Origin of the sequence: Leclercia sp., from assembly GCF_036780805.1 — a bacterium.
Lineage (GTDB): Bacteria > Pseudomonadota > Gammaproteobacteria > Enterobacterales > Enterobacteriaceae > Enterobacter.
In genome coordinates this window covers 302,496-320,191 of sequence record NZ_DAIQCE010000001.1, presented here as the reverse complement: position 1 = coordinate 320,191, position 17,696 = coordinate 302,496, and the positions used below count along the sequence as shown (strand labels likewise).

Sequence of the window (17,696 nt, the reverse complement as noted above, 5' to 3'; positions counted from 1 at the left end):
TTATGAATGGGTAATATTCAGCGCCTTGCGCAAAATAAACGGACAAACAATTAAGAATGCGTATTCCGGGCTAAATATTGACCCGGTAAAAAACAGCGACACCGGCGTAAAAAGATAAAGCTGTACGCGAAAATTCTGATTATCACCAAAGGCGCTGAGCGTCATTTTGAAAATTTTGCTCAGATACCACGCAGTTAATAATACTGCGAACCATGAAAAATAAATAATCAGCAGATACAAACCATTGTCTATGGTTTTTCCGACGTCCGCACCGTTAAAGATTCCGAATGATGCGACATATTCATAAAGTGAGCCGAATCTGACAACGCCGTCAATATGGGTTAAAGAGTAACCCACCATCACCAGCGGACCGATAATACGGTAATAGGATGACGACCCTTCGGTCCCTAAATCACCCAGACGCTCAGAAATATACGGGAAGGCAAATACTACCCCCACTAAAAATACGGACAATGAAATGATCGCTAAAGGTAACTTTTTCTTGATCGCCTCTTTATTCAGATACTGGAACGCCCACTCCAGAAGGTAAAACAGAATAAAGGTCATTACCCCGGAGAACGATCCTGAAAGGACTATTCCTGCAAGAATCATAGCATCGCTCTTGGGCGTTTTGATACCAAACTGTTTGATGCTGAGCCAAATTGAGATTAACGCCAGAGCGAAGAATGCCGGTTCGAAATAGAGTGCCGTAGTACGCTTGCCGCCAAATTTAATGAAATTCAGTACATAGCTATTACTGTAAATAAGATATTTCGAAATTATTTCCATCAGGCTACTGCCGCCTGTCAAAATAATTTGCGCCATCTCCAGAGCCGCTATCATAACAATGATGCCGATGACCAGATAAAAGAACCTGAGGATCTTCCGATAATTGTGCGGCGAGATAGTTTTGAAACGAATACTCCACACCATACCGATAATGATCACGATATAGACAAACAGCATGGTGGAGGTGACATATTTACTGGCATCCAGCGACTGGCCAAAGATGTAGTTAAAGGCCGTCAGCCCGACGCCTAACCCCAGCGCAATCATCAGCTTTTTCACGCTGATCTTATCGACGAACAGCAACAGCAGCAGCGGTAAAAAGGTCACGATGGTGATGGGGAAGCTCTCACCCAGCTGGGCAATTTTAACGTTGACCAGCAGGTAGATCAGCGGCAGCAGCAGATAGCTACAGATTCTGATAGAACGAGACATACTCCTCCAGCATCTGTTGTCCACTGTAGGCCTGGCGGCTGCGGGTGCGGAACGATTCCAGGTCGGTGCCAAAAACAGCCTGGGCAATCTCCGCTTTCGACAGCTGCACCAGCGGCAGCACCTCGTTTTCACTGAAGGTTTTGCCCCCTGATTTCTCCAGTACTTCCCGGGCGGCGTCGCTGTGGGTGGCGATCACCGGCACCCCGATGGAGAGCGCTTCGCACAGGATGAGCGGGTAGTTATCGACCCGGGAGCTGAACACCAGCGCGTCCATACCGTTCAGGGCGCTCATCAGCTTACGCTTGTCGGTTTCGAAGCCATGATTGATCACGTTGGCACCGTCAAACGGCGAAAATTTACCGAAGGTGTGCAGCTCGACCTTATCGCCAAGGGCCATGATCTGGCGCACCAGCTGCTGGTTGGTTTTGCCGTCGTAGCGCAGATCGTGAGCCACTACCGCGATTTTCGGTTTGCCCGGCGTGACCGCGACCGGCGTCAGTTCCGCCAGAATGGCTTCCGTCGCCACGTCGATACCGTTGTTGATGATCCGGCAGCGCCCTGCCCCGTACAGGCTGTTGAAGGCGTCGGCCACGTGCTGGCTGGGAGAGATAAACTGGCAGCCAAGCGCCAGCATGTCGCGGAACAGCTGGCGTTTACCCGCCACCAGCTGATGGGCTCGATCTATCTTCACCGGGGGATAGTTGCCAAGCGTCGGGCACTTCTGGCAATTGTCTTTCCAGCCTTCACAGCCGTCGGTAAAGGCGCAGCGGCCGGTGACGCTCCAGTGATCGTGCAGGGTCCAGACGAACGTGGTATCGGGCTTATGGGCCTGCACCTTCTCACAGAAGGCCACCACCTCTTCAAGCCGCAGCCAGTAACTGTGCAGGACGTGGAAATGCAGCACCATCGGGCCCGGGGTGCGGGTCACGGTGCGATACAGGCTGTTGAGGTTGCCGAACAGATCGCGGTTAAACAGGCGGAACAGCGCAATATTGGCCACCGAGGTCAGGCGCGGGGTGTGTTTCACCACCTGCGGATAACGGTCATGGCTGACGCTCTTCTTGCCGCCCTTGCCGTAGCCGTAGATAAAGCGCGACTGAAGTCCTTTTTGCAGCGCGCGCTGGTGCAGATCCAGCGCGACCCCTGCCGCCCCGCCCTCGGCGAGGCGCACGTTAAATTGCAGAATATTCATTTGATCACCTTCACCCGGGCCTTCTCGCCCACCACCAGCGCGTTGTCCGGGATGCTGTCGAGCACCACGCTCCCCGCGCCCACGGTGACGTTATTGCCCACGGTGATATCACCAATCATCACCACGTTGGCACCCAGCTCAACGTTGTTGCCAATCACCGGGCAGGCCAGGCTGTCCGGGCCGCGGTTGCCGATAGTCACGCCGTGGCGGATGGTAAAATCATCCCCGGCGACCACGAACTTATTGATCACCACGGCATAGCCGTGGTGAATGGTAAAACGCCGTCCGATGGTGGCTGCGGCCTGGATTTCGTAGCCGAAGAAGCACTCGGTGATGATGCGGTAGAGCACCAGCACCGGGGCCGCCCACAGGTTATTAAGGACGTTCTTTTTGCGCCAGACGGAGCAGAAATGGGCCACCCGGTAGGCCAGCACCATGCAGCAGGGGCGCAGGCTCCAGCTGTTTGCGCGACAATCTTCCAGCACCATTATTTCCCCCGCAGTCCGTCAGCCAGACGCTTGCCGTTACGCACCGAGATCAGCGTCAGCAGCGTGCGCCAGTTCATGCGCTTGTTGCGGATCTGATACAGGGTAAACAGCTGATATTTGCGGCTGGCGCGATCGAACTTGTCCCGGTGCTTGCGGTAGAAGTGGAAGTAGCCGGAGAACTTTTTCGGCGAGGAGGTAATCTGCATTTCACCGTGGTTGATATGCAGGATCTGCGTCGCCTCGTCCACTTTCCACGGCTCGCCATACTCCACCACCATCCGCAGGAAGATGTCGTAATCCTGAGCAGCCTTCAGTTCGGTATCGAACAGGCACTCCTTAAAGCGCCATGCCCAGGTGAAGACCTGATTGCCGATGATGTTGCGCTTGTAGAACAGCTGGCGCGAGTACGGCGATTTCGGGTACAGCGGCAGACTGGCGGGCTGAGAGTAGACCTCACCTTCGCAGACGTAGTCGTTGGCGTACAGGAACGCATGGGTCACCAGATGATGCTGATGCGCGAGGAAGGTCGAGAGCCGGTTCGGCGTCCACTCGTCGTCATCGTCAATACCGGTCAGGTACTGACCGTTAGCCTGCAGGATCGCCTGATTGCGTACCGCACAGGCGCCGGAGTTGATGGCGTTGTGGGTATAGACCACGCGCGGATCGTTGAGGTCGGTGACAAACTGCTGCAGCTGTTCCCAGGAGGAGGAGCAGTCATCGACGATGATCAGCTCCCAGTGGTCATAATCCTGACGCAATACCGACTTTATCGCACGGATCGCCAGCTGCTGACGGTTCCATGTCGGCATATAAATAGAAATCAAAGGGCGTGTTGTCATGGTATTCCCCGAATGGCTCATTACTTGCTGTCCGACTTATATTCGTACTCGTAATACCCGTAATCCTGATACCCGGTGGCGCGACGGAAGATTGAGTTGAGGATCACCCCTTTCACCGGAATGCCGTTCTGCTCAAAGCGGCTGAGGCTGGTCTCGACCTCTTTCAGGGTGTTGACCGCGTAACGCGCTACCATCAGGGTGGTGCCCGCGTGGCGACCCACAATCGCTGCATCGGTGACCGCGAGGATTGGCGGGGTATCGATGATCACCAGGTCATAATTCTCGCTGGCCCACTTCACCAGCTGGGTAAAGCGCTCGCTCATCAGCAGTTCCGACGGATTCGGCGGTACCTGCCCGCGAGAAACGAGGTCAAAGCCAGGAATAGAGGTTGGTTTCGCGCACTGGGTGATATCGCCCTTGCCCAGCAGGAGCTCCGACAGACCGTTCACATTGTTGGTGCCCAGCAGTTCGTGGGTGTAGCCCTTACGCATATCGCAGTCGATCAGCAGCACGCGCTTGTTGGTCTGGCTGACCACCGCCGCGAGGTTGGCGCAGACGAAGGTTTTCCCGATCGACGGGCTGACCCCGGAGAGCATCAGCACGTTGTTACTGGCCTGCATCATGGCAAAGTGCAGGCTGGTGCGCAGGCTACGAATGGCTTCGATGGCCAGATCCGTCGGGTTACCCACCGCCAGCAGCTGGCTCTGTTTGTAGCGTTTGACCCCGTTGGTGGTTTTGACACTGTCACGGGACTTCTGCCACTCGGACAACGGGATGCTGGCGTAGACGTTGATGCCATGCTCTTCCAGCACCTGCGGGCTTTCGATTCCACGGTTAAACAGGGAGCGCAGCAGCACGCCGACGATGGAGAGCATCAGGCCGAGAATAATGCTGCCGAGAATAATCAGCGCCTTCTTCGGCTTCAGCACGCCGGGCTGGGTGATGGCCGGGTCGACAATCCGCACGTCGCCCACGGTGCTCGCTTCGGTGATCTTCAGCTCCTGCTGTTTATTCAGCAGCTGCATATAGACCTGCTGGCCGGACTCCACGTCACGGGTCAGACGCAGGATCTCCTGCTGGGTTTTTGGCATCGCGGTGACGCGGCCGTTGAGCTTCGCTTTTTCCTCTTCCAGAGTCTGGCGTTTTTCCAGCAGCGTGCGGTAGGCAGGGTGGCGCTTGGTGTAGAGCTTGGAAATTTCCGCCTCTTTAAAGGTCAGCTCGTTGAGCTGGGCGTCGATGTTGACCATCGAATCCAGCACCGACTTCGCTTCCAGCGGCAGGTCGACGGAATCTTTATCCTGGCGGAAGGCGTTGAGCTTGTTCTCGGCTTCATCCAGATGCGCGCGCACCTCCGGAAGCTGTTTGGCAAGGAAGTCGAGGCTTTTTGACGCCTCTTCCGACTTGCGCTTCACGTTCTGCGCCTGATAGTTGCGGGTGATGCTGTTGAGAATGTCGCGGATCTTATCCTTGTCTTCCCCGGTAAAGGTCAGACTCAGCACCCCGGTGTCTTTCCCGGTTTCGGTCACCGTCAGGTTGCCCTGCAGGTTATTGATCATCCCCAGCATCGAGAATTTGCTGACGGTGAACTCGCTGCCGTTCTGGGCATGAATGTCACTGACCATCATGCTCACGCCGTCTTTGGTCAGCATCTCCCCCACCTTGCCGCGGGCGCTAAACCCGGCGTCGCTGGTGAGCTGATACTGATCTTTGCCCAACACCTCGAGGGTAAAGACCTGGCTGGCTCCTCCGGCAGGCAGCGTAAAGGTGGTCACTTTGACGGTGTCATTCTGACGGCCCATCAACCGATCCCAGCCCGCGCCAAACACCGGGAAGGTGTTTTTGCTGACGCCGATGTCGAGGTCGAGATCGTCTACCGTTTGCCCCAATACCAGGCGGGACTGGATCAGCTCAATTTCCGCCTGCGAGGCGGGCGGCTTGTTCGCCAGCGCCGAACCAATGTCCTGCACCAGCGAACTGCCGCTGTTTTGCTCAATTTGCACCAGCGCATCGGCGCTGTAGATGGGGGTAGCAAAGAAGGTATAAATCACCGCCGCCACGGCAAACACCGCGGTGATCCCAATTACCCACCAGCGCGCCTCTACTACGGTGCCGATCAGGCGACCAAGATCAATCTCATCACCGCCCGCACTTGGGGAGGAAGAAGGTTTTACGTTTGCTGTCATTATTATCCCTGCTGAACGTTCAGTGCCTGTGCCCACTGGCGGGCAGACTGGTCGAGTAAGGTGTAAACCGCCTCAAACGCTTCATGGCTTTTGCGATACGGATCGGGGATCTCACGCTCATTGTCCCAGTGACCAAACAGCATCACCTTGCCGCGCATCTCCGGTGCGATATCGCACAGGGCGTGGATGTGGCGTTTTTCCATGGCGAGGATCAGGTCGTAGTCCCGGCACAGGCTGGCTGACACCTGACGGGCGCAATGCCCGTCGAGTGACAGCTGATGCTCTGCCGCGACCTGACTGGCACGCTCATCGGCCCCTTTGCCGACCAGCGCCCCCAGCCCGGCTGACGCGACGGTCAGCTGTGGCTGGTACTGTTTTAAAAGCCGCTCAGCGGTGGGGGAACGGCAAATATTCCCCACACAAACCACCAGAATTTTGTTAAACATCGTTATCACCAGTTGTGGTACTGATGTACCGTATCGGTCATGGTATGGATATTGTTGATGGTCGGCATCAGCTGGTTCATCACACGGTTCCAGCGCGTTATCGGCGCGGTGGTGACGTAAACCACGTCATACGGCTGGAGGCGGAACCCGGTTGCCATCACCAGCGAGGTGGCATCAGACATATCCAGCTGGTAGACGTTGGCAATCTTGCCCTTCGCACCGTTTCCTGTAATCGGACGGATCACGAAGATACCGCTGGCGTCGGAAGTGCTCATATCCAGCCCTTCCGCGGTGCCCAGCGCTTCGGTCAGGGTCATACCGCTGAAGTCCATCTTGAGGGTGCTCTGTTTCTTCACTTCACCCATCACAAACACTTTCAGGTCGTCATTGCGCGGCACAAACAGGATGTCACTCGGATAGAGCAGACGGTTCTGGCTCAGATCGCCGTTCTGCATCAGCGCCTGCAGGGAGATACGCTCCTCTTTGCCTTTATGGGTCAGCACCGCATTGCGCCAGTCGGCGCCATCGGTGAGCCCGCCCGCGGCGTTGATGGCGTCAAGCACCGTCAGCGGCACGTTGGTGATCGGCTGCTGGCCGGATTTATTCACCTGGCCGGAGACATAGGCTTTTTGCGAACGGAATGCGGCGATATTAACGTCCACCTGCGGGTCAGCGATGTACTGCGCTAAACGGCCGGTAATATCACTACGGATCTGGGAAAGCGTTTTGCCGGCCACACGGATTTTGCCGACATAGGGATAGAACATGGTGCCATCCGGCTGAACCCAGTTACCGGCATCGCTTGAGCTACGATACTGCCCGGCGGGGGTGGTCAGCTCCGGGTGATCCCAGACGGTGACGTTAATGACATCCCCAGGCCCGACGCGGTACTGGTAGTTGGCGATCTCCTGGTCGAGGCTGTCGTTAGGTCGCGCCACAACCGGGCGAGGGCGTAATTGTTCAACCAGCTGCGGGGTCATTGGATAAACATTCACCATGCGGTTGATATCAAAATCAGCATCCTGCTGTTTAATCACATCCTTGCCCGATGTTGACATATTGCTGCCGGGAAAGACCGTACAACCACTCATCAAGGTCACAGACACCAATAATGGCATCAATTTCATTTTGGATTTCATCATTGATTATTTATCACTATGGAAGAGTAATTATCCTGTGCATTTAAATAAGCGCGGAGGCGTATTACTTTTAGCATGCAGTCAATAAAAGTGAAATATAACTGGCATCAGTCCTAAAAGAGGCTTATTTGCATTCAGACTATTGACAGAATAATCGAGGCTGATTCACACGCTTTCAGGCACGCTACCGCCCTTGGCTTTCAGTTACCAATCTACTGTTTAAACAGTACGTTATGAGCAAACACCCTCTTTGGCAGGGCATAACGGAAAAAATAAAAGGCAGGATTATTCCGAACCCGATATAAATGTTTCACGTCATTAAACCGATACAGAAATAGCATCAAAAAGACAGCGCCATTTAATGCTGAAAGAATTGTTGCAGCTAACGGAATAGCAGGCAAGGAAACATCCGTGAAGGTATCGCTTTTAAGATTAGTATTAACACCGACACTTCTGTGTTTTTAGGAATAGCTTTATATTGACTTTATTGCAGAAGCACCTCAGCCTGCGATATTTCTTATTTTGCGATAATACAGACTATTCACAATATTAACCCACAGAGTGCAGGGTTTATTTTCACCAGGATTCAGGAAAATCTGTACAGATAAATGCCCGGCTGGCATTGCATTTTTCAGGCGCAGTATCCATGATCGAAATGTGACAATTGTCATATAACGAAAGGGTATTACTCACACTATGGAATGGATAGCAGATCCATCAATATGGGCCGGACTGGTCACCCTGGTGGTGCTGGAACTTGTGCTCGGTATCGATAACCTGGTCTTTATCGCTATTCTCGCCGAAAAACTGCCCCCTGCTCAGCGCGACCGCGCCCGCGTCACCGGCCTGTTAATGGCGATGGTGATGCGCCTGCTGCTGTTGGCCTCTATCTCCTGGCTGGTGACGCTCACCCGCCCGCTGTTTACCGTCCACGGTTTTGGCTTTAGCGCCCGCGATTTGATCATGTTGTTTGGTGGTTTTTTCCTGATTTTCAAAGCCACCGTCGAACTCAACGAAAGGCTGGAAGGCAAGGACAACGAAAACCCCACCCAGCGGCGAGGGGCCAAATTCTGGGCCGTGGTGGCGCAAATTGTGGTGCTGGACGCCGTTTTCTCGCTGGATTCGGTGATCACCGCCGTGGGGATGGTCGATCACCTGGCGGTGATGATGGCCGCGGTCATTATCGCCATTGCGCTGATGGTGATGGCCAGCAAGGCGCTCACCCGCTTTGTTAACGACCATCCGACGATTGTGATTCTGTGTCTGAGCTTCCTGCTGATGATCGGCTTTAGCCTGGTGGCAGACGGTTTTGGCTTCCACATTCCGAAAGGCTATCTGTACGCCGCAATTGGCTTCTCGGTGATTATCGAGGCCCTGAACCAGCTGGCGATCTTCAACCGCCGCCGTTTCCTCTCAGCCAATCAGACCCTGCGTCAGCGCACCGCGGACACGGTAATCCGCCTGCTGAGCGGTAAAAAAGAGGATGCCGAGCTGGATGCGCAGAGCGCTTCGCTGCTTGCCGACCACGACGACAGCCCGATCTTTGCCCCGCAGGAACGGCGGATGATTGAGCGGGTGCTGCACCTTAACCAGCGCTCCGTCAGCAGCATCATGACCTCGCGCCACGATATTGAGCATATCGACCTGAACACGCCGGAGAGTAGCATCCGGGCGCTGCTGGATAAAAACCAGCACACCCGCATCGTGGTCACCGGCGGCGAGCAGGAGGAGGAGCTGCTGGGGGTGGTGCACGTTATCGACCTGCTCAATCAGCAGCTGCGCGGCGAGCCGCTCAACCTGCGGGTACTGATCCGCCAGCCGCTGGTGTTCCCGGAAGTGCTGCCGCTGCTGCAGGCACTCGAGCAGTTCCGCAATGCGCGGACCCATTTCGCCTTCGTGGTGGATGAGTTTGGTTCTGTAGAGGGGATTGTGACGCTCAGCGACGTGATGGAGACCATTGCCGGTAACCTGCCGAACGAAGTGGAAGAGATCGACGCCCGGCACGATATTCAGAAGAATGCCGACGGCAGCTGGACCGCCAACGGCCATATGCCGCTGGAAGATCTGGTGCAATATGTGCCGCTGCCGCTGGACGATAAGCGGGAGTACCACACGATTGCCGGTCTGTTGATGGAATATCTGCAGCGCATCCCGCAGCCGGGTGAAGAAGTTCAGGTGGGAGATTATGCGCTGAAAACCCTGGAGGTGGAAAACCACCGGGTGCAGAAGGTGCAGCTGATCCCGCTGATTAACGAGGATGATGTGGATTACGAGGTGTGATGCTGTTGCCCTCACCCTAACCCTCTCCCCAGAGGGGAGAGGGAACAGTCAGGTGCGGTCTTAAAGCATGAGCTCGATCGGGTTTTCCCCCTCTCCCCTATGGGGAGAGGGCGGGGTGAGGGGTGTTGAAAACTACTGGATCTTTTCCAGCAGCTTCTTCACGTCTTTACCATTCTGCGAATCTTTGTTCTTCTCCGCCCAGCCGCTCAGGCGTCGTTTCGCCTCATCCTGGAGATGTTTACGCAGCAGCTGATCCACCTGCAGGCTGTAGTTCAGCGCCTGCCAGTTGCCGTAGACGTTCAGCGGGATCGGCGTCGTTTTCAGGAAATCGATCAGCTTACCTTCACCCAGCCAGCCCTCCAGCACGCGGATCTTAAAGCGGGTGTCGGCCGTTTCTTTGATCAGATCCAGAGTACCGTTCCCTTCGAGCGTCAGCATCGGCGACTCGCCCTGCATACCGTCCAACGTCACCTGCCCCTCGTCGAGGCTCAGGTCGGTGACAAAGCTGTCCAGACGGGTCGCGTTATCGGCATTCTCTTTCACCTTCACATTGCTGCTGCGCTCTACCGCCTGCTGCACCAGCTGCTGGAAGTTCAGCCCTTCCATCCGGGTATTCTGCATCTCCAGATGGGCCTGACCCTGCCAGTGGTGACGGAAGGCGTCGGCGTCAATCTTGCTGCCCGAGAAATCGCCCGCCATGGTCAGGCGGCCGGTCAGCGAAATCGGGTAGTTAAAGGCCTTCAGAATGGTGCCGATCTCAATGTTATCCAGGCGCGGCTGGAAAGATGACCGGGCGATAGCTTTACGCACATCGAGCGTGCCGGGTAAGGAGATATGCCCTTCCCCCAGCTTACCGCTTAGATCAGTAATGGTCAGAAGGCCATTTTTATTGGACATCTGGCTGGTAACCTGGTTGAAGTCCATCCCCCGCCAGTGGACGGTGTTGGCCTTCAACAGGACATCGGCGCTAAAGCCGCGCAGGCCGTTGTAGTCGGGCTGTTCGAGATTGGAGGAGATCACCGGGCGCTGCAGTTTGGACTGCGTTTGCCCCTGCTGCACCGCGTCGCCTTCGGCGGCTGCGGCGACCTGGGCCGGGAGCAGGTTTTCCAGATTGAGCTTGTCGAACTGCAGGTTCATGTTCCACTGCGGTTCGCTGCCCAGGATCACGCTGGCCTGGCCGGTCATCGTGCTGTCATTGGCCTGTAAATTGAGCTGGTTGAGTTCGAGCTGCTTTTGCTCTTCTCGCCACTGCGCCAGCAGAGTGCCCTGCCCGCTGATGCCCTGCGCAGGCAGATCGGCACCGGTCAGCTGCCAGCTCAGCTGCTGGATATCGGCGCTGAGCAGGTGGGGATAGTCAGAGGCATTCACATTTGCCGTGAGGGAGAGGGTGAGATCGCGCTGGTTGCGGTTAACGCGACCGCTGAAGTCGATCTTACCTTTGTGGTGTTCATCCTGATCCATCTGCAGGTTGATATTGCGCACCGTGACCTGCTCGTCACCCTCGTGCTGGAACACCAGCAGGCTGTCTGCCACCTTCAGGCGACCAATATCAAATGACCAGCCGGTATCTTCTGCTTTATCCGGCAGGGTGTTTTCGCGCGGGGCCACCGGCGCATCGGCGTTACGTACCGCTTCAGACTGCGGGGTCAGCTGGATCACCGCCCCTTTGAGCATCACCTGATTAACCTGCAACTGATGCGAAAACAGCGGGGTCAACGCCACGTCGAGGCGCATGTTGTCGGCAGCAACCAGCGGCACTGAGGCCCCCGGAGCGGTAAGCGACATGCGGCCGGACAGGATGCTGAGCTGCGGCCAGACGTGCCAGCGCAGCGGACCCTCCAGCTTCAGAGCATAGCCGCTGCGAACCTCGACCTGACGCACCATATAGGCGCGAAAGTCATTGGGGTTGACCAGCAGAACCAACGCTGAAAGGCCAGCAACCAGCACCACCAGCAAAATCATCAGCGTTGTCAGAACTCTTCTCATGGCTTCCTCAATGGACCGGGTTTAAGCTCAATCTTTATCAATACGACTGGCGACCGCACCCTGCTGGTCGCGATATTTTGCGTCCTGACGGGCGTTATACGGACGTGCCGCCGGGCCGGTTAGCGGTTCAAAGCTCAACGCGCCGATCATCATGCCCGGGCGCAGCGCCAGCGGCAGTTTACCCGCGTTGAAAAACTCCAGCACGATCCGCCCGGACCAGCCTGGATCGATACGGTGCGCGGTAACGTGCACCATCAGCCCCAGACGCGCCAGTGAAGAGCGCCCGTCGAGCCAGCCTACCAGATCCGCTGGCAGGGTGATTGACTCAAAGGTGACCGCCAGCGCCAGCTCACCCGGGTGCAGGTAAAAGGCGTCGCCGTCGGCCAGCACGATTTCATCGCTCATCACTCTATCGAGTGCCGCGCTGACTTCATCTTTCGGCCCGCTGAGGTCGATAAAGGGCGCGGTATGACCGCTGAAGGTACGAAACTTATTACCCAGACGCACATCGACAGTAACGCCGTTAATCCGCTCGACCGGCGGGCGCGGGGTGATGGTCAGACGGCCTTCGTCCAGCCAGGCTTCAATATCTCGGTCACAAAGACGCATGCCACTTTCTCCTTTCGTGCATCGCGCCCTCGGGCCTGCAAAGCCGGAGGGCGAACCCGTTTATCTTTGAACGGTACACAATTCGCGGGTGTTATTCAAAAAACTGGCTGATTTTTGCTTTCAGAATATCAATAGCAATGCGGTTTTTACCCCCGCGCGGCACGATGATATCGGCATACTGCTTGGAGGGCTCAATGAACTGCAGGAACATTGGGCGTACCGTTTTCTGGTACTGCGCCATAACCGAGTCCATGGAGCGGCCGCGTTCGTTCACGTCGCGCTTAATGCGGCGCATCAGGCAGATATCCAGCGGGGTATCGACAAAAATCGAGAAATTCATCGACTCGCGCAGGCGGGCGTCGGTCAGCAGCAGGATCCCTTCGAGGATAATGACCTTTTTCGGGGCAATGCGAACGGTTTCCTGCAGACGGGTGTGTTCAACATAGCTATATACCGGCAGCTCAATGGCGGTGCCGTTCTTCAGGGCCTGAAGGTGCTGGAATAACAGACTGTGATCCATCGCGCTTGGATGGTCATAATTGGTCTTAACACGCTCTTCCATCGACAGATGGCTTTGATCTTTGTAGTAGCTGTCTTCTGGAATGACACCGATGTGCTCATCACCGACCTGTTCACGTAATTCACGGTAAAGCGTACTGGCAATGAGACTTTTACCTGAAGCCGATGCGCCGGCGATGCCTATAATGACGCACTGATGAGACTTATCAGTCATAAATTTTGCGACCTGAGTAACCTGGATGTAAGTAAGGAAGGACGACGCCTGAGCGTCAAACGCGGCAATTATAGGGATTTCACGGGCCTGATACCAGTCGAATAGAAATGTTATGCGAGACGCCTTCAAAGTCCGTGCGGATTATCCCTGCCACAAATTTTCCCGCTTACTTTTTCAGCGCCTAAGATGAAATCTTCGCAGGATAAGTATTTAATAACCCTGTGATGTCAAATTATGAGCGCATACCATATTAATTGTAAATTGTTTGTACTAGCATGATTCAAATTAGAAATGAACTCGTCCGGAGTTGGCTCCTGGCGGCATGGCGTCTTCGGATAAAGCGGTAATGAATAAAAAATACCAGCGCGTTTTGGTAACTACGCCACATCCTTTACTACGGCTTGTCAGTCTTGGTCTGGTTACCTTCATCTTCACTCTGTTCTCGCTCGAACTCACGCGTTTCGGAACTTTTCTGGCACCTTTATGGTTCCCGACCTCTATTATGATGGTGGCGTTTTACCGCCACGCCGGGAAGATGTGGCCCGGGATCGCCCTCGCCTGCACCCTCGGAAACCTCCTTGCTTCCTCGCTGATTTACTCCTGGGGGACGGTCAATCCCTGGTACATCACCATCAATATTGTGGAAGCTTTCGTTGGCGCGTTGCTGCTGCGTAAACTGCTGCCCAGCTACAATCCGCTGCAGAACCTGGGCGACTGGCTCCGTCTGGCGATCGGCAGCGCGGTGATCCCTCCCCTGCTGGGCGGGGTGCTGATGTATCTGCTGGTGCCGAGCGACGAGCCGCTGCGCACTTTTCTGGTCTGGGTGCTGTCGGAGTCCATCGGCTCGCTGGCGCTGGTGCCTTTAGGCCTGCTGTTCAAACCGCACTATCTTCTGCGTCACCGCAATCCCCGGTTACTGCTTGAAACCCTGCTGACCATGGCGGTGACGCTGGTTCTGAGCTGGATCTCCCTGCAGTTTCTGCCGTGGCCGTTCACGGCCATTATTGTTCTGCTGATGTGGAGCGCCGTGCGCCTGCCGCGCCTCGAAGCCTTCCTGGTCTTCCTCGTTACGGTGATGACGGTGTCGTTGATGATCGCCAAAAACCCTATCCCGCTGACGACGCAGAATGCCAGCGCGATGATCAACGCCCCCTGGCTGCCGTTCCTGATGATGCTGCTCCCCGCTAACGTCATGACCATGGTGATGTACGCGTTTCGCGCCGAGCGTAAGCACATCACCGAGAGCGAAGAGCGCTTCCGGAATGCGATGGAGTATTCCGTTATCGGCATGGCGCTGGTGAGCACCGACGGGCAGTGGCTGCAGGCGAACAAGGCCCTGTGTCAGTTCCTCGGCTACAGCCAGTCAGAGCTGCGTTCCCTTAACTTCCAGCAGTTAACCTGGCCGGAAGATCTGGAAAGCGATCTGCAGCAGCTGGACCAGTTATTAAAAGGCCAAATCAACAGCTACTCGCTGGAGAAACGCTACTACACCCGTAATGGTGAGGTGGTCTGGGCCCTGCTGGCGGTGTCGCTGGTGCGTCACGCCGACGGCACCCCGCTCTATTTTATCGCCCAGATCGAAGATATTAACGATCTTAAACATACCGAATGGGTCAATAAGCGCCTGATGGAGCGTATTACCCTCGCTAACGAAGCGGGCGGGATCGGCATCTGGGAGTGGGACGTGAAACCTAACGTCATCAGCTGGGACAAACGGATGTTCGAGCTGTACGAAGTGCCTGCGCACGTCAAACCCACCTGGCAGCTGTGGCACGAGTGCATGCTGCCGGAAGATCGCGCCCAGGCGGAACAGGTGGTGCGCGATTCGCTGGCGGCCCGCGTGCCGTTCAAGCTGGAGTTCCGCATCCGGGTAAAAGATGGCATTCGCCACATCCGCGCCCTGGCGAACCGGGTGCTGAATAAGCAGGGTGAAGTGGAACGCTTGCTCGGCATTAATATGGACATGACCGAAGTCAAAGAGCTGAATGAGGCGCTGTTCCAGGAAAAAGAGCGTCTGCATATTACCCTCGACTCGATCGGTGAAGCGGTGCTCTGTACCGACGTGAATATGAACGTCACCTTTATGAACCCGGTGGCGGAGAAGATGAGCGGCTGGCTGCAGCAGGATGCGCTGGGGCAACCGATCCTCTCGGTGCTGCATATTACCTTCGGGGATAACGGCCCGCTGATGGAGAACATTCATAGCGGGGATATGTCCCGGACCGACATAGAGCAGGACGTGGTGCTACACAGCCGCAGCGGCGGCAGCTTCGACATCCATTACAGCATTACGCCGCTCAGCACCCTCGACGGGCAAAATATCGGCTCGGTGCTGGTCATTCAGGACGTCACCGAATCGCGGAAAATGCTGCGCGAGCTGAGCTATAACGCCTCTCACGATGCCCTCACCCACCTGGCGAACCGCGTCAGCTTTGAGGCCTACCTCAAGCGGATGCTGCACACCGTGCAGGATACCCGTCAGCGTCATGCGCTGGTGTTTATCGATCTCGACCGCTTTAAGGCGGTCAACGACACCGCAGGCCACGCCGCGGGGGATGCCCTGCTGCGGGAGCTATCGTCGCTGATGCTGAGCATGCTGCGCTCCACCGACATGCTGGCGCGCCTGGGCGGGGACGAGTTCGGCCTGCTGCTGCCGGATTGCAATACCGAAAGCGCGCGCTACATTGCCGGTCGCATCATTGACGCCATCAACGACTATCACTTTATGTGGGAAGGCCGCCTGCACCGGATTGGCGCCAGCGCCGGGATCACCCAGATTGACGAGCGCAACAATCAGGCCTCAGAGGTGATGTCGCAGGCCGATATCGCCTGCTACTCCTCGAAAAACAACGGTCGCGGCGTGGTGACGGTGTATGAACCGCAGCAGGAACGGATGCACAACGCCCCGGGCACCATCTCTCTCGACGAGCAGTGGCACATGATTAAAGACAATCATCTGTTGATGATTGCCCGCAGCGTCGCCTCACCGCGCATCCCTGAGAGCAGCACTTTCTGGATGCTGGCCCTGCGTCTGTGGACCAACGACGGCGAGATGCTGGAAGAGCAGGCCTTCCGGGCCGGGCTGGCTGAGCCGGAGCTGGTTCACGCCCTCGACAGACGTATATTGCAGGAGTTTTTCCGCAATTTCGCCACGCCACTGACCAGCAAAGGCACCGGAGTCGCCCTGCCGCTGTCGATGGCCGGTCTCGCCAGCGCCACGCTGGTGGATGAACTGCTGGAGATGCTGAGCGCCAGCCCGCTACAGCCGCGGCTGCTGCATCTGGTGGTGCACGTCAGCGTGCTGACGCTGGAGGATGAGCACACCCACAACAACCTGTATAAACTGCGCCAGGCCGGATGCCAGATTATCCTGAGCCATGTGGGCCGCGATATGGAGGTGTTCAACCACCTGAGCGCGCAGATGGCCGATTACCTGCTCCTCGATCCGGAGCTGGTGGTGAACGTCCACGGCAATCTGATGGATGAGATGCTGGTGACTATTATCCAGGGCCATGCCCGCCGCCTGGGCATCAAGACCATTGCCGGACCGAGCAATCAGCCGATCATGATGGACACCCTCTCCGGCATTGGCATCGACTACATCTTCGGTAATACCATCGGCGAGCCGCAGCCGCTGGAACTCCTGCTAAATACCAGTTATTTCGGTATCAACTGACGGTGTCCAGCCGTCGGTATACCAGATGTGCAGCAGAGCGTACGAGCGCCACGGCTGCCAGCGTTCGGCATAGCGACGTATTTGCGCCGGGGTCATCCCGGCAAAGCGCTGCTTGATCAGATAATCATCCGCCAGAAAGACATCTTTTGCCTGCCACCCGCGCAGGGCAAAGTAGTTCGCCGTCCAGCGACCGATCCCCGGCCGGGTCTGGAGGGCTTTTATCGCGCTTTCAATATCCTCCGGGGCCTCCGACGGGAAATCCCCCGCCACCACCGACTGCGCGAGATGAATCAGCGATTCAGCGCGCTTAAGCGGCATGCCCAGCGCCTTCAGCGCCAGCGGATCGGCCCCCGCCACCGCGGCAGGTTCCGGGAAACAGCGATAGCCCGGTGCCTCCGGCAGAGGTTCGCCGCAGAGCGCCACCAGCTTCGCGGTCAGCTTCGCGGCCATCGCCACACTGACCAGCTGGCCGAGGATCGCCCGCACGCCCTGCTCCCAGGTATCAACCGATCCCGGCAGACGCAGACCGGGCCGCGCGGCCCCGAGGCTGCCCAACGCGGCGGCGATCTGCTGCGGATCGCACTGCAGATCGAACAGGCGGGTAATGCGCGCCAGGCAGAGATCGGCAATCGGCAACAGCCCGTCGCTGAGCACCACCTCCAGCGTGCCCCCGGATTGCGGCGTGACGTGGATCAGCCCGCGATAGCCCTGCCAGGCAAAGCTGCGGGTGTAGTCGGTGGCGGTCACGATTTCAATCCCGGCGACCGCACGATCGCCAAGAAATTTCAACATCCATTGCCAGTCGTAGGGCGGCTGCCAGGTGAGGGTAAACATCGTCGCTCCTTTTTTTGTCCTGTCACAGCATAAACGGAGATGGCGGGTTGTGCCTTGCTTTCATATTCCA

General features: G+C 56.6%; 13 protein-coding genes. 2 read left to right on the top strand and 11 right to left on the bottom strand.

Annotated features, from left to right (window positions below):
- From wcaD to V7Q49_RS01320, 7 genes are read right to left on the bottom strand one after another with little or no spacing between them, the layout of a single operon-like run.
- Positions 1-1,221, bottom strand: coding sequence for a colanic acid polymerase WcaD (gene wcaD / locus V7Q49_RS01350; RefSeq protein ID WP_333850463.1), 1,221 nt, complete (start codon positions 1,219-1,221; stop codon positions 1-3).
- Positions 1,196-2,413: a colanic acid biosynthesis glycosyltransferase WcaC gene (wcaC, locus tag V7Q49_RS01345; RefSeq protein ID WP_333848942.1), complete on the bottom strand. Its 1,218-nt coding sequence runs from the start codon at positions 2,411-2,413 to the stop codon at positions 1,196-1,198. Before wcaC ends, wcaD begins: the two co-directional genes overlap by 26 nt.
- Positions 2,410-2,898, bottom strand: a complete 489-nt coding sequence (gene wcaB, locus V7Q49_RS01340) for a colanic acid biosynthesis acetyltransferase WcaB (RefSeq protein WP_333850462.1) — start codon at positions 2,896-2,898, stop codon at positions 2,410-2,412. Before wcaB ends, wcaC begins: the two co-directional genes overlap by 4 nt.
- Positions 2,899-2,900: 2 nt before the next feature.
- Positions 2,901-3,740, bottom strand: a complete 840-nt coding sequence (gene wcaA / locus V7Q49_RS01335) for a colanic acid biosynthesis glycosyltransferase WcaA (RefSeq protein ID WP_333848941.1) — start codon at positions 3,738-3,740, stop codon at positions 2,901-2,903.
- Between the two features lie 20 nt (positions 3,741-3,760).
- Positions 3,761-5,923: a tyrosine-protein kinase Wzc gene (gene wzc / locus V7Q49_RS01330; RefSeq protein ID WP_333848939.1), complete on the bottom strand. Its 2,163-nt coding sequence runs from the start codon at positions 5,921-5,923 to the stop codon at positions 3,761-3,763.
- Positions 5,924-5,925: 2 nt separating this feature from the next.
- Positions 5,926-6,369, bottom strand: a complete 444-nt coding sequence (gene wzb, locus V7Q49_RS01325; protein WP_142486387.1) for a low molecular weight protein-tyrosine-phosphatase Wzb — start codon at positions 6,367-6,369, stop codon at positions 5,926-5,928.
- Positions 6,370-6,374: 5 nt separating this feature from the next.
- Complete coding sequence (locus V7Q49_RS01320) at positions 6,375-7,511, bottom strand: polysaccharide export protein (RefSeq protein ID WP_333848938.1); 1,137 nt, start codon at positions 7,509-7,511, stop codon at positions 6,375-6,377.
- Positions 7,512-8,204: 693 nt separating this feature from the next.
- Here V7Q49_RS01320 and V7Q49_RS01315 point away from each other — a divergent pair.
- Positions 8,205-9,788 (top strand): TerC family protein, encoded by a 1,584-nt coding sequence (locus V7Q49_RS01315; RefSeq protein WP_333848937.1) that lies wholly within the window; start codon positions 8,205-8,207, stop codon positions 9,786-9,788.
- 132 nt (positions 9,789-9,920) lie between these two features.
- Here the strand turns inward: V7Q49_RS01315 and asmA are convergent, their stop codons facing one another.
- The 3 genes from asmA to udk form a co-directional block, all read right to left on the bottom strand.
- Complete coding sequence (gene asmA / locus V7Q49_RS01310) at positions 9,921-11,774, bottom strand: outer membrane assembly protein AsmA (RefSeq protein WP_333848935.1); 1,854 nt, start codon at positions 11,772-11,774, stop codon at positions 9,921-9,923.
- A gap of 27 nt (positions 11,775-11,801) precedes the next feature.
- On the bottom strand, positions 11,802-12,383 hold the full coding sequence (gene dcd / locus V7Q49_RS01305; protein WP_106993508.1) for a dCTP deaminase: 582 nt from the start codon (positions 12,381-12,383) through the stop codon (positions 11,802-11,804).
- 91 nt (positions 12,384-12,474) lie between these two features.
- Positions 12,475-13,116, bottom strand: a complete 642-nt coding sequence (gene udk, locus V7Q49_RS01300; protein WP_032612454.1) for a uridine kinase — start codon at positions 13,114-13,116, stop codon at positions 12,475-12,477.
- Positions 13,117-13,462: 346 nt separating this feature from the next.
- Here udk and V7Q49_RS01295 point away from each other — a divergent pair, with 346 nt between their 5' ends.
- The gene (locus tag V7Q49_RS01295; RefSeq protein ID WP_333848933.1) at positions 13,463-16,792 is read left to right on the top strand and encodes a diguanylate cyclase; all 3,330 of its coding nucleotides are present in this window, start codon (positions 13,463-13,465) and stop codon (positions 16,790-16,792) included.
- On the opposite strand, the gene alkA is transcribed toward V7Q49_RS01295, so the two are convergent.
- A complete protein-coding gene (gene alkA, locus V7Q49_RS01290) occupies positions 16,763-17,626 on the bottom strand; it encodes a DNA-3-methyladenine glycosylase 2 (RefSeq protein ID WP_333848932.1) in 864 nt (287 codons plus the stop codon). The two genes, V7Q49_RS01295 and alkA, sit on opposite strands and share 30 nt — an antisense overlap.
- Positions 17,627-17,696: the final 70 nt, after the last annotated feature.

Bases quoted from the DNA above. Each gene is read 5' to 3' on its own strand.
- wcaD (WP_333850463.1), bottom strand. From the start codon at position 1,221: ATGTCTCGTTCTATCAGAATCTGTAGCTATCTGCTGCTGCCGCTGATC.
- wcaC (WP_333848942.1), bottom strand. From the start codon at position 2,413: ATGAATATTCTGCAATTTAACGTGCGCCTCGCCGAGGGCGGGGCGGCA.
- wcaA (WP_333848941.1), bottom strand. From the start codon at position 3,740: ATGACAACACGCCCTTTGATTTCTATTTATATGCCGACATGGAACCGT.
- wzc (WP_333848939.1), bottom strand. From the start codon at position 5,923: ATGACAGCAAACGTAAAACCTTCTTCCTCCCCAAGTGCGGGCGGTGAT.
- wzb (WP_142486387.1), bottom strand. From the start codon at position 6,369: ATGTTTAACAAAATTCTGGTGGTTTGTGTGGGGAATATTTGCCGTTCC.
- V7Q49_RS01320 (WP_333848938.1), bottom strand. From the start codon at position 7,511: ATGATGAAATCCAAAATGAAATTGATGCCATTATTGGTGTCTGTGACC.
- V7Q49_RS01315 (WP_333848937.1), top strand. From the start codon at position 8,205: ATGGAATGGATAGCAGATCCATCAATATGGGCCGGACTGGTCACCCTG.
- asmA (WP_333848935.1), bottom strand. From the start codon at position 11,774: ATGAGAAGAGTTCTGACAACGCTGATGATTTTGCTGGTGGTGCTGGTT.
- dcd (WP_106993508.1), bottom strand. From the start codon at position 12,383: ATGCGTCTTTGTGACCGAGATATTGAAGCCTGGCTGGACGAAGGCCGT.
- udk (WP_032612454.1), bottom strand. From the start codon at position 13,116: ATGACTGATAAGTCTCATCAGTGCGTCATTATAGGCATCGCCGGCGCA.
- V7Q49_RS01295 (WP_333848933.1), top strand. From the start codon at position 13,463: ATGAATAAAAAATACCAGCGCGTTTTGGTAACTACGCCACATCCTTTA.
- alkA (WP_333848932.1), bottom strand. From the start codon at position 17,626: ATGTTTACCCTCACCTGGCAGCCGCCCTACGACTGGCAATGGATGTTG.